The sequence below is a fragment of the Paraburkholderia sp. IW21 genome (assembly GCF_041321145.1).
GTDB lineage: Bacteria > Pseudomonadota > Gammaproteobacteria > Burkholderiales > Burkholderiaceae > Paraburkholderia.
The window spans coordinates 59,536-71,980 of sequence record NZ_JBGGWA010000014.1; the positions used below are offsets into that span (position 1 = coordinate 59,536).

At 62.2% G+C, this 12,445-nt stretch carries 16 protein-coding genes; 1 reads left to right on the top strand and 15 read right to left on the bottom strand.

Annotated elements, in window-relative coordinates; translation table 11 throughout:
• Positions 1-102 precede the first annotated feature (102 nt).
• The gene (locus tag ACAX43_RS27625) at positions 103-849 is read right to left on the bottom strand and encodes a Nif3-like dinuclear metal center hexameric protein (RefSeq protein WP_370711575.1); all 747 of its coding nucleotides are present in this window, start codon (positions 847-849) and stop codon (positions 103-105) included.
• Positions 850-868: 19 nt separating this feature from the next.
• Between ACAX43_RS27625 and ACAX43_RS27630 the strand changes: the two genes are divergently transcribed.
• Positions 869-2,092, top strand: coding sequence for a Do family serine endopeptidase (locus ACAX43_RS27630; RefSeq protein WP_370711576.1), 1,224 nt, complete (start codon positions 869-871; stop codon positions 2,090-2,092).
• A 206-nt stretch (positions 2,093-2,298) separates the two neighbouring features.
• Here the strand turns inward: ACAX43_RS27630 and tatC are convergent, their stop codons facing one another.
• The 14 genes from tatC to hisD all read right to left on the bottom strand — a co-directional run bounded on the left by tatC (position 2,299) and on the right by hisD (position 12,441).
• On the bottom strand, positions 2,299-3,078 hold the full coding sequence (gene tatC / locus ACAX43_RS27635) for a twin-arginine translocase subunit TatC (RefSeq protein ID WP_370711577.1): 780 nt from the start codon (positions 3,076-3,078) through the stop codon (positions 2,299-2,301).
• A gap of 34 nt (positions 3,079-3,112) precedes the next feature.
• A complete protein-coding gene (gene tatB / locus ACAX43_RS27640) occupies positions 3,113-3,631 on the bottom strand; it encodes a Sec-independent protein translocase protein TatB (protein ID WP_370711578.1) in 519 nt (172 codons plus the stop codon).
• Positions 3,632-3,670: 39 nt separating this feature from the next.
• Positions 3,671-3,913: a Sec-independent protein translocase subunit TatA gene (gene tatA / locus ACAX43_RS27645; RefSeq protein WP_370711579.1), complete on the bottom strand. Its 243-nt coding sequence runs from the start codon at positions 3,911-3,913 to the stop codon at positions 3,671-3,673.
• Between the two features lie 244 nt (positions 3,914-4,157).
• A complete protein-coding gene (locus tag ACAX43_RS27650; protein ID WP_370711580.1) occupies positions 4,158-4,523 on the bottom strand; it encodes a histidine triad nucleotide-binding protein in 366 nt (121 codons plus the stop codon).
• 82 nt (positions 4,524-4,605) lie between these two features.
• Positions 4,606-5,001 carry a DUF4870 family protein gene (locus ACAX43_RS27655; protein ID WP_370711581.1) on the bottom strand — a complete coding sequence of 132 codons (396 nt, stop codon included), beginning with the start codon at positions 4,999-5,001 and terminating at the stop codon, positions 4,606-4,608.
• Between the two features lie 83 nt (positions 5,002-5,084).
• Entirely contained in the window at positions 5,085-5,468 is a 384-nt protein-coding gene (locus tag ACAX43_RS27660; RefSeq protein ID WP_370711582.1) for a phosphoribosyl-ATP diphosphatase, read from the bottom strand.
• The gene (gene hisI, locus ACAX43_RS27665) at positions 5,465-5,875 is read right to left on the bottom strand and encodes a phosphoribosyl-AMP cyclohydrolase (RefSeq protein ID WP_370711583.1); all 411 of its coding nucleotides are present in this window, start codon (positions 5,873-5,875) and stop codon (positions 5,465-5,467) included. The genes ACAX43_RS27660 and hisI overlap by 4 nt, the downstream gene beginning before the upstream one ends.
• A gap of 1 nt (position 5,876) precedes the next feature.
• Positions 5,877-6,650, bottom strand: a complete 774-nt coding sequence (gene hisF / locus ACAX43_RS27670; protein WP_370711584.1) for an imidazole glycerol phosphate synthase subunit HisF — start codon at positions 6,648-6,650, stop codon at positions 5,877-5,879.
• A gap of 196 nt (positions 6,651-6,846) precedes the next feature.
• Entirely contained in the window at positions 6,847-7,599 is a 753-nt protein-coding gene (hisA, locus tag ACAX43_RS27675; protein WP_370711585.1) for a 1-(5-phosphoribosyl)-5-[(5-phosphoribosylamino)methylideneamino]imidazole-4-carboxamide isomerase, read from the bottom strand.
• Between the two features lie 214 nt (positions 7,600-7,813).
• Entirely contained in the window at positions 7,814-8,455 is a 642-nt protein-coding gene (gene hisH, locus ACAX43_RS27680; protein WP_370711586.1) for an imidazole glycerol phosphate synthase subunit HisH, read from the bottom strand.
• Positions 8,452-9,072 carry a YchE family NAAT transporter gene (locus ACAX43_RS27685; RefSeq protein WP_370711587.1) on the bottom strand — a complete coding sequence of 207 codons (621 nt, stop codon included), beginning with the start codon at positions 9,070-9,072 and terminating at the stop codon, positions 8,452-8,454. Before ACAX43_RS27685 ends, hisH begins: the two co-directional genes overlap by 4 nt.
• A gap of 71 nt (positions 9,073-9,143) precedes the next feature.
• Complete coding sequence (gene hisB, locus ACAX43_RS27690) at positions 9,144-9,731, bottom strand: imidazoleglycerol-phosphate dehydratase HisB (RefSeq protein WP_006052285.1); 588 nt, start codon at positions 9,729-9,731, stop codon at positions 9,144-9,146.
• A gap of 116 nt (positions 9,732-9,847) precedes the next feature.
• On the bottom strand, positions 9,848-10,918 hold the full coding sequence (hisC, locus tag ACAX43_RS27695) for a histidinol-phosphate transaminase (RefSeq protein ID WP_370711588.1): 1,071 nt from the start codon (positions 10,916-10,918) through the stop codon (positions 9,848-9,850).
• A 191-nt stretch (positions 10,919-11,109) separates the two neighbouring features.
• On the bottom strand, positions 11,110-12,441 hold the full coding sequence (gene hisD, locus ACAX43_RS27700; RefSeq protein WP_370711589.1) for a histidinol dehydrogenase: 1,332 nt from the start codon (positions 12,439-12,441) through the stop codon (positions 11,110-11,112).
• Between the last annotated feature and the right edge of the window lie 4 nt (positions 12,442-12,445).

Sequence of the window (12,445 nt, forward strand, 5' to 3'; positions counted from 1 at the left end):
AGTCAGGGTTTCTCCGTACGAATCGCAAACTTTTTCGCACCTCCTTTTAAGTGCTCCCTTCGCTATTCGTGCCTTTTTCCTTATCTAACGCCGAGTTTCAATTCAAACGGGATTAGGGATGTCGATAAACAGGTGTTCGATATCGAACGACTCGGACAGATGCTTGCCCACCGCCTGCACGCCGAAGCGCTCAGTGGCGTGATGGCCGGCCGCGAGAAACGCCACGCCGCTTTCCGCCGACGTATGCATCACCGACTCCGAGACTTCGCCGGTCAGGTAGACATCCGCGCCGGCATTGATGGCGGCATCGAACATGCCTTGCGCGGCGCCCGTGCACCAACCCACGCGGCGCAGTTCGCGGTCCGCGTCGCCGAACACGAGCGGCGTGCGGCCGAGGGTCTGCTCGATCTGCGCGGTGAAATGCGCGAGGGTGATCGGCATCGGAAAGGTGGCGAGCCAGCCGAGGTCGTTCTCGCCGAAGCGCGCGTCGCTGATCCAGCCCATCTTCGCGCCGATTTGCGCGTTGTTGCCGAACTCGGGGTGGTCGTCGAGCGGCAGGTGATAGGCGAACAGGTTGAGCTCATTGGCGATCAGCAGCTTCAGGCGCGCGTATTTGCGGCCGGTGATCTGCGGCGCCTCGTTGCGCCAGAAATAGCCGTGATGGACCAGCACGGCGTCCGCGCCCCAGTCGAGCGCCGCCTCGAGGAAGGCCACCGAAGCGGTCACGCCGGTCGCGAGCTTATTGATCCGGCGGCGCCCCTCCACCTGCAATCCGTTGGGGCAATAGTCCTTGAAGCGCGCGGTTTCAAGAACATTGTTCAAGTACAATTCAAGTTCGATCCGATCCATATAAACCTCTAGTCTTCAGATGCTTAGACGCTTTTGGCTGTTCTTTGCCCAAGCGGTGACCGTGCTGTTGGCGCTGATGTTCATCATTGCGACCCTCAAGCCGCAGTGGCTCCAGCGTCAAGGGCAATTCGGCAAGCAACTTGCCGAACCGATCGTCGCCCTACGGGAAGTGGCGCCAGGCATCGGCAGCGGCCCTGCACAGGCGTCCTATGCAGACGCCGCGCAAAAAGCCATGCCCGCGGTCGTCAATGTATTCTCCAGCAAGGATGGCTCGCTGCCACCCGATCCGCGCGCGAAAGATCCGCTGTTCCGCTACTTCTTCGGCGACAAGAACAAAGGCAAGCAGCAGGAGCAACCCGCGTCCAATCTCGGCTCGGGTGTGATCGTGAGTTCGGAAGGCTACATTCTAACGAACCAGCACGTCGTGGACGGCGCCGATCAGATCGAAATCGCGCTCGCCGACGGCCGCACCACCAATGCGAAGGTGATCGGCGTCGATCCCGAGACCGATCTGGCCGTGCTGAAAGTCAACATGACCAATCTGCCCACCATCACGCTCGGCCGCATGGACCAGACGCGCGTGGGCGACGTGGTGCTGGCGATCGGCAATCCGTTCGGCGTCGGCCAGACGGTGACCATGGGTATCGTCAGCGCGCTTGGGCGCAACCATCTCGGCATCAATACCTTCGAGAACTTCATTCAGACCGACGCGGCCATCAACCCGGGTAACTCGGGCGGCGCACTGGTCGACGTGAACGGCAACCTGCTCGGCATCAATACCGCCATCTATTCGCGCTCGGGCGGCTCGCTCGGCATCGGCTTCGCGATCCCTGTCTCGACCGCGCGCAGCGTGCTGGAGAGCATCATCACAACAGGTTCGGTCACGCGGGGCTGGATCGGCGTTGAGCCGCAGGACGTGACACCGGAGATCGCCGAATCGTTCGGGCTCGAGCAGAAGTCGGGCGCGATCGTCGCAGGCGTGTTGAAGAACGGGCCGGCTGATCGTGCGGGTATCAAGCCGGGCGACATCCTGGTGAGCGTGAACGGCCAGCAGATCACCGACACCACGCGTCTGCTGAACGTCATCGCACAGATCAAGCCGGGCACGGCCGCGAAAGTTCATCTCGTGCGCAAGGGCCACGACATGGATCTGGACGTGACCATCGGCAAGCGCCCGCCGCCGCCGAAGCAACCGGCAGACGACAACGGCGGCGGCGATCAGCAGGACGACGACGGCGGTTGATACAACTGCAACAGCAGCACGGCGGGCGCTAACCCGGAGCTGCGGCTTGGACAGGGACACCGTTAGCTTGAAAAGCCAGCGACATGGCAAGCCAAACGGCACCGCCGCCGCAAAGCAAAAAGGGCAGTCCATCGCGGATTGCCCTTTTTGTTTGCCCGACCCGCCCGAGCCCGACTAGCGTGACTGGCGCGTGCGGTGCGTATCGTTCAATCAGGCGGCCCGTCGTCGACGACAACCGGCTGCTGCTTGCCGACAATCAGGCGCGCCGCGATGATGCCCGCCTCGTACAACACGATTAGCGGAATCGCCAGAATCAGCTGCGAGAACACGTCCGGCGGCGTCACCACAGCCGAAATCACGAACGCGCCGACGATCACATACGGCCGGATTTCCTTGAGTTTCTTGATAGTCAGCACGTTCATGCGGACCAGCAGCACCACGACAATCGGCACTTCGAACGTCACGCCGAACGCAAGGAACATGGTCAGCACGAAGCTCAGGTAATTGTCGATATCGGTGGTCATCTCCGCGCCAAGCGGCGCGTTGTAGTGCGCCATCACGCGGAAGATGGTAGGAAACACCACAAAGTACGCGAACGCCATGCCGCACAGGAACAGCGTGTAGCTGCTGCCCACGAGCGGCCCGACCAGCTTCTTCTCGTGCTGATAAAGACCTGGCGCCACGAACGCCCAGATCTGGTACAGCACGATCGGCAGCGCGATCACGAAGGCGACCAGCATGGTCACCTTCATCGGCACGAAGAACGAGCCCGTCACATCCGTGACGATCATCTTGCCGTCCTTCGGCAGATTCTGCATCAAGGGCCGTGCTAGCAGCCGGAAAATGTCCGGCGCCCAATACACAAGGCCGACAAACACCACGATGACCGCAAGGCCGGCGCGAATGATGCGGTCGCGCAATTCAACGAGGTGGGAAATGAAGGTCTCTTCAGTGCCTTCGCCCTGGGTTTGCTGGGGGTCGCTCACACCGGCCCTCGGTTAGGGATTGTCGTTCTGATCATCAGAAAAACCGCGTCGGGCGACGCATGGTGGCCGGCGTATGCCGCGCCACGCGCGCAGCGCCCGACTGCACGCGCGTGCGGCGCGTGGTGGCGCGCTTGTACCAGGTGGGCATGGCCGTCTGCTTGACGCGCCAGTTCTTGCGTTTGGTGCCCGCAGCCGGCGTGCTGGTCTGCCAGGACGAATTGCCGACATCTTCGAGCGCGCCGCCGGCAATACTCGGCGACACCGGCGCACCGCTACTCCACGCGTCGTTCAGTTCGGATTCATGCTTGCGCAGATTGTCCTGAACGGTGTTTTCGATGCCGCTGGCCGCCGATTCGAACTCCGTTTTCATCCGACGCAATTCGTCGAGTTCGATTTCGCGCGTGACTTCGGACTTGACGTCGTTGATATATCGCTGCGCGCGGCCGAACAGCGCGCCAGCGGTGCGAGCGACGCGCGGCAGGCGCTCAGGGCCGAGTACGACCAGCGCGACGACGCCGATCAGCGCCATCTTGGTTAGACCGAGGTCCAGCATGAAGTGGAGTGTCCGTCAGTAACGCGGTTGGACCGCGGCTTAGCGGTAATCGCCGGAACGCGGCGTCTTTTCCTTCGCTTCCACATCCACTGCGCCGTTGCGCGGCAGCTCGCGTTGCTGCTGCTGCGCCTCGGCCGACGTTTCGGCTTCTTTGATGCCTTCCTTGAAGCCCTTCACCGCGCCACCCAGATCGGTGCCGATATTGCGCAGCTTCTTCGTGCCGAACACGAGCGCCACGATCAGCAACACGATCAGCCAATGCCAAATGCTCAACGAACCCATGACTACTCTCCTTAACCCCGACACCGCATTGTGATGCGGCAAAACTCGTGCGCCTTACGGCGTGAATCGAAGCACGTATGCTTCATCTATACGTTACCGCGGGCTGTTCCGATTCAACCCGCGACACGGTGTGTCATTGTGACCCGACGATTCGGTCGGCGTCGTTACAGTGCAGCAAAAACAACGACCGCGTTATTATCGTCGGCCAAAACTCGCCGCGCGCCTCGCGGCGGAAGCTTATTTGTCAGCCCATCCGCTGCCAGGGGCGCGGCCCTGCGAGGATATGCGCGTGCAAGTGATACACCTCTTGCCCGCCGCCCGGACCGGTATTGATTACCGTGCGAAAACCGGTTTCGCCACCGGTGTAGGCCGCGCCAAGCTGGTCGGCCAGACGCGCCACCAAAACAAGCATTCTACCAAGCAGAGGTGCATCGCTTTCGGTGCAATTCGACAGCGTGGCGATGTGCTTGCGCGGAATGACCAGCACATGCGTTTCAGCCGCCGGACGGATGTCGCGGAAGGCAAAAAACTCTTCGTCTTCGTGGACTTTGGTCGACGGAATCTCGCCGGCGGCAATCTTGCAGAAAAGGCAATTGGGGTCGTGGCTCATCGTATTCCTGACGCAGTGTGGCTAGAGCGCGAAGCGCGTTGCGGCAAGGTTCATGTCAAGCCCGGTCACGACCGGACGAAACTCAAAACCAGCTCCGCGGGTTCGCAAGCGGCTTGTTATCGTACAGATACAGCCAGCCTTTGATAATACGGTACAACATCCAGATGCTGACGGCCCACAGAACCGGAATGCCGATCACGACGAACAGCAGCACGCCACCGATCGCATAACCCAGCAAGGCCATCCAGAACGAGCGGATCTGCCACTCGAAATGCGCTTCGTAAGGCGTGCCCGCCACATCGGACCGCTTCACGTAGTTGATGATGATCGCGATCAGAATCGTCAGACCGCCCGTTAGCCAGTGGACCGCATACAGCGCGTACAGCACATGCGTGAGCGTGCGCAGACTGCGTTCGCGCTCCGGCTCGATCGCGTTGCGGTAAACCGGCGGCGTATAACTTTCGTGCGACTGTTCCATGCTTGCGTCCTCCCGAGGATGCGATCCTATGCGTTCAGTGCAATGTGGGTGCCGACATTCGCCTCTTCAAGACGCGGTGACAATCAATCGCCGTTCTGCTCGCGCTCGCGGCTCTTGCGCAGCGCCTTTTCCTCAATGCCCGACAGGCCTTCGCGGCGCTCGAGTTCGGCAAGCACGTCAGCCGGACTCAGGTCGAAGTGCGACAGCATCACGAGACAATGGAACCACAGGTCCGCGACTTCGCCGACCAGGGCTTTCGGTGCGCCGCCGTGGCGCGCGTCTTTGGCGGCCAGCACGACTTCGGTGGCTTCTTCGCCGATCTTCTTGAGAACCGCGTCATCGCCCTTATGGAACAGGCGCGACACGTACGAAACGTCCGGATCGCCGCCCTTGCGGCTGTCGATGATGGCCGCGAGGCGCAGCAGCGTGTCGTTGGCGGGCGGCGTGGATTGCGTGGTTTGCGTCATTTGTAGATGTGTTCGGGGTCTTTCAACACGGGATCGACGGCGGCCCAGCCGCCATCTTCCACCGTGCCTTCGAATTTCTGGAAAAAGCACGAGTGGCGGCCGGTATGGCACGCGATGCCCGAGACCTGCTCGACCTTCAGCAGCACGACGTCTTCGTCGCAATCGAGCCGCACTTCATGCACATGCTGCACGTGGCCGGACTCTTCGCCCTTGAACCACAGGCGTTGGCGCGAGCGCGAGAAATACACCGCGCGGCCGGTTTCCACGGTTTTCGCCAAGGCTTCGCGGTTCATCCATGCGAACATCAGCACGTCGTTCGACGACGCTTCCTGCGCGATAACCGGCACGAGGCCGTTCGCGTCCCACTTGACCTTGTCGAGCCAATCTACCGCTGAGGGATTCACCACGTCACAACCTCACCGAAATGCCTTGATCGGCCATGAAGCGCTTGGCCTCGCCCACGGTGTGTTCGCCGTAGTGGAAGATGCTCGCGGCCAGTACCGCGTCCGCGTGACCATTCTTGATGCCGTCGGCCAGATGCTGCAGCGAGCCGACGCCGCCCGACGCGATCACCGGAATCGACACCGCATCGGACACCGCGCGCGTGAGCGCGAGATCGAAGCCGCTCTTGGTGCCGTCGCGGTCCATGCTGGTCAACAGGATTTCGCCGGCGCCGAGTTCGGCCATCTTGCGCGCCCATTCGACCGCTTCGAGGCCGGTGGCCTTGCGGCCGCCATGCGTGAAGACTTCCCAGCGGGGCGGCTCACCCTCCGCGGACACGCGCTTCGCGTCGATTGCGACGACGATGCATTGCGAGCCGTATTTGTCCGTCGCGTCGCGCACGAGTTGGGGATTCGCGACCGCCGACGAGTTCATGCTGATCTTGTCCGCGCCCGCGTTCAACAGGCGCCGCACGTCTTCGACAGCGCGCACGCCGCCGCCGACCGTCAGCGGAATGAACACCTGCGAGGCGACTGCCTCGATGATCGGCAAGATCAGATCGCGCTGGTCGGACGTGGCGGTGATGTCGAGGAAGGTGAGTTCGTCGGCGCCCTGATCGTCGTAGCGGCGGGCGATTTCGACCGGGTCGCCCGCATCGCGCAGTTCGACGAAGTTGACGCCCTTGACCACGCGTCCAGCCGTGACGTCGAGACAGGGGATGATGCGTTTAGCTAGAGCCATGATCTTGCAATTCTGCCAATACCGCTGATGAGGCCGCTCGCCTGAACCTTCGACGAGCGGCACAGAGCCGGCGCGGCGAGCCGCGTCAGGCCGAAAGTGTGCCGAAGACATGCATGCGGCTCGACGCGCATTCAGGACGCGCCGTTGCGTCCGCTTATGGGCCGATGATGAGGCGACCGCGACGCTTGAAGCGTGCTTAAGCGTCGTCCGATTCGCGCAGCCGGTCCGCGAGAGTCTGCGCGGCCGCGAAGTCCAGATCGCCCGAGTAGATTGCCCGGCCGCAGATCACACCTTCGATGCCTTCGTCCTCGACTTCGCACAGCGACTCGATGTCCGCGAGGTTCGACAAACCGCCGCTCGCGATCACCGGAATCTTCACTGCGCGCGCGAGACGCACCGTCGCTTCGATGTTGATACCTTGCAGCATGCCGTCGCGGCCGATGTCGGTGTAGATGATCGACTCGCAGCCGTAATCCTCGAACTTGCGCGCCAGATCGGCGACTTCATGGCCGGTCAGCTTGCTCCAGCCGTCGGTGGCGACCTTGCCGTCTTTCGCATCCAGACCGACGATGATATGGCCGCCGAACGCCGTGCACGCGTCCTGCAGGAAGCCCGGATTCTTCACCGCAGCCGTGCCGATGATGACGTACGACAAACCGTCATCCAGATAACGCTCGATCGTGTTCAGGTCGCGGATACCGCCACCTAGCTGGACGGGAATCTGACCACCGACTTCCTCGATGATCGCGCGGATCGCGTCTTCGTTTTTCGGTTTGCCGGCGAATGCGCCATTCAAATCGACGAGATGCAGACGACGGGCGCCGCGGTCGACCCAATGTCGGGCCATCGCCGCCGGTTCCTCGGAAAATATCGTCGCCTGGTCCATATCGCCCTGTTTGAGGCGAACACACTGACCATCTTTCAGGTCGATGGCGGGAATCAGCAGCATAGCAATCGGGTGTTGTCTGGGAGGGGGTTGAAGGTCGGCGGCAGCGGCTGGCAGGCCAGCTCACCACGACGCCGTTTCGCTAGTTTAGTACAACTCTTTCGGCACGCTTGCGGAGCGCCGTGCAGGAGCGAATTCGTCTTGCTGCGATTGTCGCGTGCGGCAAACGTTCCGCTTGTGGCGGAACGGCGCATGGCAACAGGATGAAGAAGGGCGCTCACGGGTTCCAGTGCACGAAGTTGCGATACACACGCAGCCCAGCATCGGCGCTCTTCTCCGGGTGGAATTGAGTCGCGAAGATGTTATCCCGCGCCACCGCCGAGGTAAAGGGCACACCGTATACTGTTTCCCCCGAAGTATGGGCGGCGTTGTCCGGCACAACGTAATAGCTGTGCACGAAATAGAAGAACGCATTGTCCGCAACGCCGTCCCACAGCGGATGCGGTTGCGCCTGGCGCACGCGGTTCCAACCCATTTGCGGGACTTTGAAGCGCGAACCGTCATCCTGCACCTGGCCTTCCAGGTCGAAGCGCAGCACTTTGCCGGGTAACAGGCCCAAGCCGGGCGTGTCGCCTTCGGCGCTCCAGTCGAACAGCATCTGCTCGCCGACGCACACGCCCATCAGCGGTTTGGTGCGCGACGCTTCAACGACCGCTTCCTGCAGGCCGGATTCGGCGAGGCTGCGCATGCAGTCGGGCATCGCGCCCTGGCCGGGCAACACCACGCGGTCGGCCGAGCGGATCGCTTCCGGCTGATCGACGATCGCCACGTCCGCTTCCGGCGCGGCTTTGCGCAATGCCTGGGCAACCGAGCGCAGGTTGCCCATTCCGTAATCCACAATCGCTATCGAAGTTTTCATTTCAAGTTAGGCAGCAATGCCTTCAATCCATCGACGATGAATTCCACCGCCAGCGCCGATAACATCAAACCCATAAGCCGCGTGCCGATGTTGATACCCGTGCGACCTACCCAGCGGGCAATCGGTTCAGCGAGCCGCAGCGAAAAAAAACAGATCGCCGCCAGCACCGCACCGATCGCAACGAGGCTCAGCCGGTCGTACCAGTGCGCCGAGCCGGCCGCGTAAATGATCGTGGTGCTGATCGCGCCCGGGCCGGTCAAAAGCGGAATCGCCAGCGGCACGACCGCGATGTTGTCCTTCTGCTCGGCTTCATGGCGCTCCTCCGCCGTCGAACGGCTGTTGCCGATCTGCGCGTTCAGCATGTTGATCGCCATCAGCAGCATGATGATTCCGCCGCCCACTTCGAGCGAACCGACCGAAATGCCGAAGAAACTGATGATCTGCTGTCCGAGCAGCGTGGTCACCGCAATCACGCAGAACACTGAAATCGCCGCGATGCGGATGGTTCTGCGCCGCTCCACGTCGCTCTGATGCGCCGTCAGGCTCATGAAGAACGGGATGGCGCCGACCGGGTTGATCAACGCCAGCAACGAAATAAACGACTTCAGAATGTCCATCGCTCACCGGGCACGCGCGAGCGCAGCCGGTCCTGGTTCTGTTCTTGATAAATGAGCTGGTAAATAGGCGCTTAAAGGCTGCCCTTGGTCGACGGAATCTGCCCCGCCGCGCGTTCGTCCAGTTCGACGGCCATGCGCAATGCACGTCCGAACGCCTTGAACACTGTTTCCATCTGATGATGGGCGTTCAGGCCGCGCAGGTTGTCGATATGCAACGTGACGCCGGCGTGGTTCACGAAGCCGCGGAAAAATTCGATGGAAAGATCGACGTCGAACGTGCCGATGCGCGCGCGGGTGAACGGCACATGGAATTCGAGGCCCGGACGGCCGGAAAAGTCGATCACGACGCGCGACAACGCTTCGTCGAGCGGCACATAAGAATGACCGTAGCGGCGGATGCCCTTGCGGTCGCCGATCGCCTTGGCGACAGCCTGACCCAGCGTGATGCCGGTGTCTTCGACCGTGTGGTGGTCGTCGATATGCAGGTCGCCATGCGCTTCGATGTCGAGATCGAACAATCCATGCCGCGCGATCTGGTCGAGCATGTGATCCAGAAACGGCACGCCAGTGGCCAGCTTCTGCTGACCGGTGCCGTCCAGATTGATCTTCACACGGATCTGCGTTTCGCTGGTGTTGCGAACGACTTCCGCAAGGCGCATGGTAATTCCTCGAATCTAAGCTAGAAAGCGATGGTGGTTTGGGATGGGAAAACGGCGGGCCGCACGTACTTTTCGCTGTAAGCGAAAAGCGCTCACGCGGCCATTCGGCACGCCGTTCAGTGCAGCACGAGTTTCAGTCCGGCGATCAATTGGGCGTTTTCTTCCGGCGAACCGACGGTCAAACGCACACAATTGGCCAGCAATGGATGCATTTTACTCACGTTTTTGATCAAAACCCGCGCCGCCAGCAGCGTTTCGAACATAACGGATGCATCGGGCACCCGCACCAGCAGAAAGTTGCCGGCACTCGGGAACACTTCGGCGCCCGGCAATTCAGCCACGGCCTGCGCGAGTTTCGTGCGTTCCGCGCGCAGTTGTTCGGCCTGAGCGTCGAGCACGTCTACATGGTCGAGCAGGAAATCGGCGGCGGCTTGCGTCAGCACGTTGACGTTGTACGGCGGGCGCACCTTGTCGAATTCGGTGAGCCAGGCGGGTTTTCCAGCCAGATAGCCGAGGCGAATCCCAGCCAGGCCGAGCTTGGACACCGTACGCATCACGACGACGTTGTCGAATGCGTCGGCGCGCGGCAGCCAGCTTTGCTGCGCGAACGGCTGGTACGCCTCGTCGATCACCACGAGGCTCCTGTTCGCCGCGGCGATGATGCGTTCCATGTCCGCCTCGTCGTACAGCGTGCCGGTCGGATTGTTCGGATAGGCCAGATAGACGATCGCCGGCTCATGCTCGGCGATCGCGGCCAGCATGGCCTCGCTGTCGAGTGTGAAATCGGCCTTCAGCGGCACGCCGATGAATTCCATGTTCGCCAGCCTGGCCGACATCTGATACATCACGAAACCCGGCGCCGGCGCGAGCACCTTGGCGCTCGGCTTCGCGCACGCCATCGACACCATGCTGATGATTTCATCCGAACCGTTGCCGAGCAGCACGTCGCAGCCGGCCGGCACGTCCATCACGCGCTTGATCTTTTCGATCAGCGCTTCCGGACGCGGCGCGGGGTAACGGTTCAGCGCGACACCGGCCAGATGCTCGCCCAGATGCGCGGCGAGGACCGGCGGCAGCGGGAACGGATTTTCCATCGCATCGAGCTTGATATAGCCCGTGGCGTCCGGAACCGGATAGCTTGTCATCGCGAGCACGTCGCGGCGGATGATGTCTTGAGGTGTCGTCATAAGTCAGTGGATCGGGCCGCAAGGGCGACGCCGGCCAGGCATCGGCGGCGTGCGGACTGCTCCGGGTCGGTCTGTATTGTCGTTATTTAACGGGAAACCGCGCGAAATCCGTCGGTGGAGTTCGCGGGCATCGGCTCGATGCCCGCCTGCTCCTTTGTCAGGACCGCCACGTTCCGCCGCGCTGGCCGCTGTTAGCCGCGCTCGCTGTTTTGCCGCATCCGGTATTCCGCACTGCGGGCATGCGCCTGCAGGCCTTCGCCGTAAGCGAGTTCGGCGGCGATCTCGCCGAGCGTCTGCGCGCCTTCCGCGCTGACCTCGATCACGCTCGAACGCTTGAAGAAATCATAGACGCCCAAAGGTGACGAGAACCGTGCGGTACGAGACGTAGGCAACACGTGGTTCGGCCCCGCGCAGTAGTCGCCGAGGCTTTCGCTGGTGTAGCGGCCGAGGAAAATCGCACCGGCATGGCGGATCAGTTGGCCCCATTGGTGCGGTTCCAGCGCGGAGATTTCGAGGTGTTCCGGTGCGATGTCGTTGGCAATCGCGCAGGCTTCAGCCATATCGCGCACCTTGATCAACGCGCCGCGCCCTTCGAGCGATGCCTGAATCACGTCCCGGCGCGGCATGGTGGGCAACAATTCGTTGATCGCCTCATGCACGCGGCCGATGAACGCGTCGTCCGGACACAGCAAGATGGATTGTGCGAGTTCGTCGTGCTCGGCTTGCGAAAACAGGTCCATCGCGACCCAACGCGGATCGGTCGTACCGTCGCACAGCACGAGAATTTCCGAGGGCCCGGCGATCATGTCGATGCCGACTGTGCCAAACACACGGCGCTTGGCCGATGCGACATACGCGTTGCCAGGGCCGCAGATCTTGTCGACGGCGGGCACGGTTTGCGTGCCGTATGCCAATGCGCCCACCGCCTGCGCGCCGCCGATCGTAAACACGCGGTCCACGCCGCCCAGCAAGGCAGCCGCCAGCACCAGCGGATTCTTCACGCCGTCAGGTGTCGGCACGACCATGACGATTTCGCGCACGCCGGCCACGCGCGCCGGAATCGCGTTCATCAGCACCGACGACGGATACGCCGCCTTGCCGCCCGGCACGTAAATACCCGCGCGGTCCAGCGGCGTGACCTTCTGGCCGAGCACGGTGCCGTCGGCTTCCGTGTACTGCCAGCTATGGCTGCCGCACTCGATCTTCTGCTTCTCGTGGTAGCCGCGCACGCGCGCCGCCGCCGCTTCGAGCGCCGCGCGGCGCTTCGGTTCGAGGCCTTCGAGCGCTGCTTCGAGTTCCGCCATCGGCAACTCGAGCGCGTCGACGCTCTTCGCCTCGACACGGTCGAAGCGGTTCGTGTACTCGAGCACCGCAGCGTCGCCGCGCGCCTTCACGTCGTTCAGAATCTGCGCGACCGAGCGCTCGATTGCTTCGTCTTCGCTCGCCTCGAACGCGAGCACCGCGTGCAGCGACGTGTGAAAGTCGGGCGCACTGGAATCGAGTTTGCGAATCTTGATAGACATACGG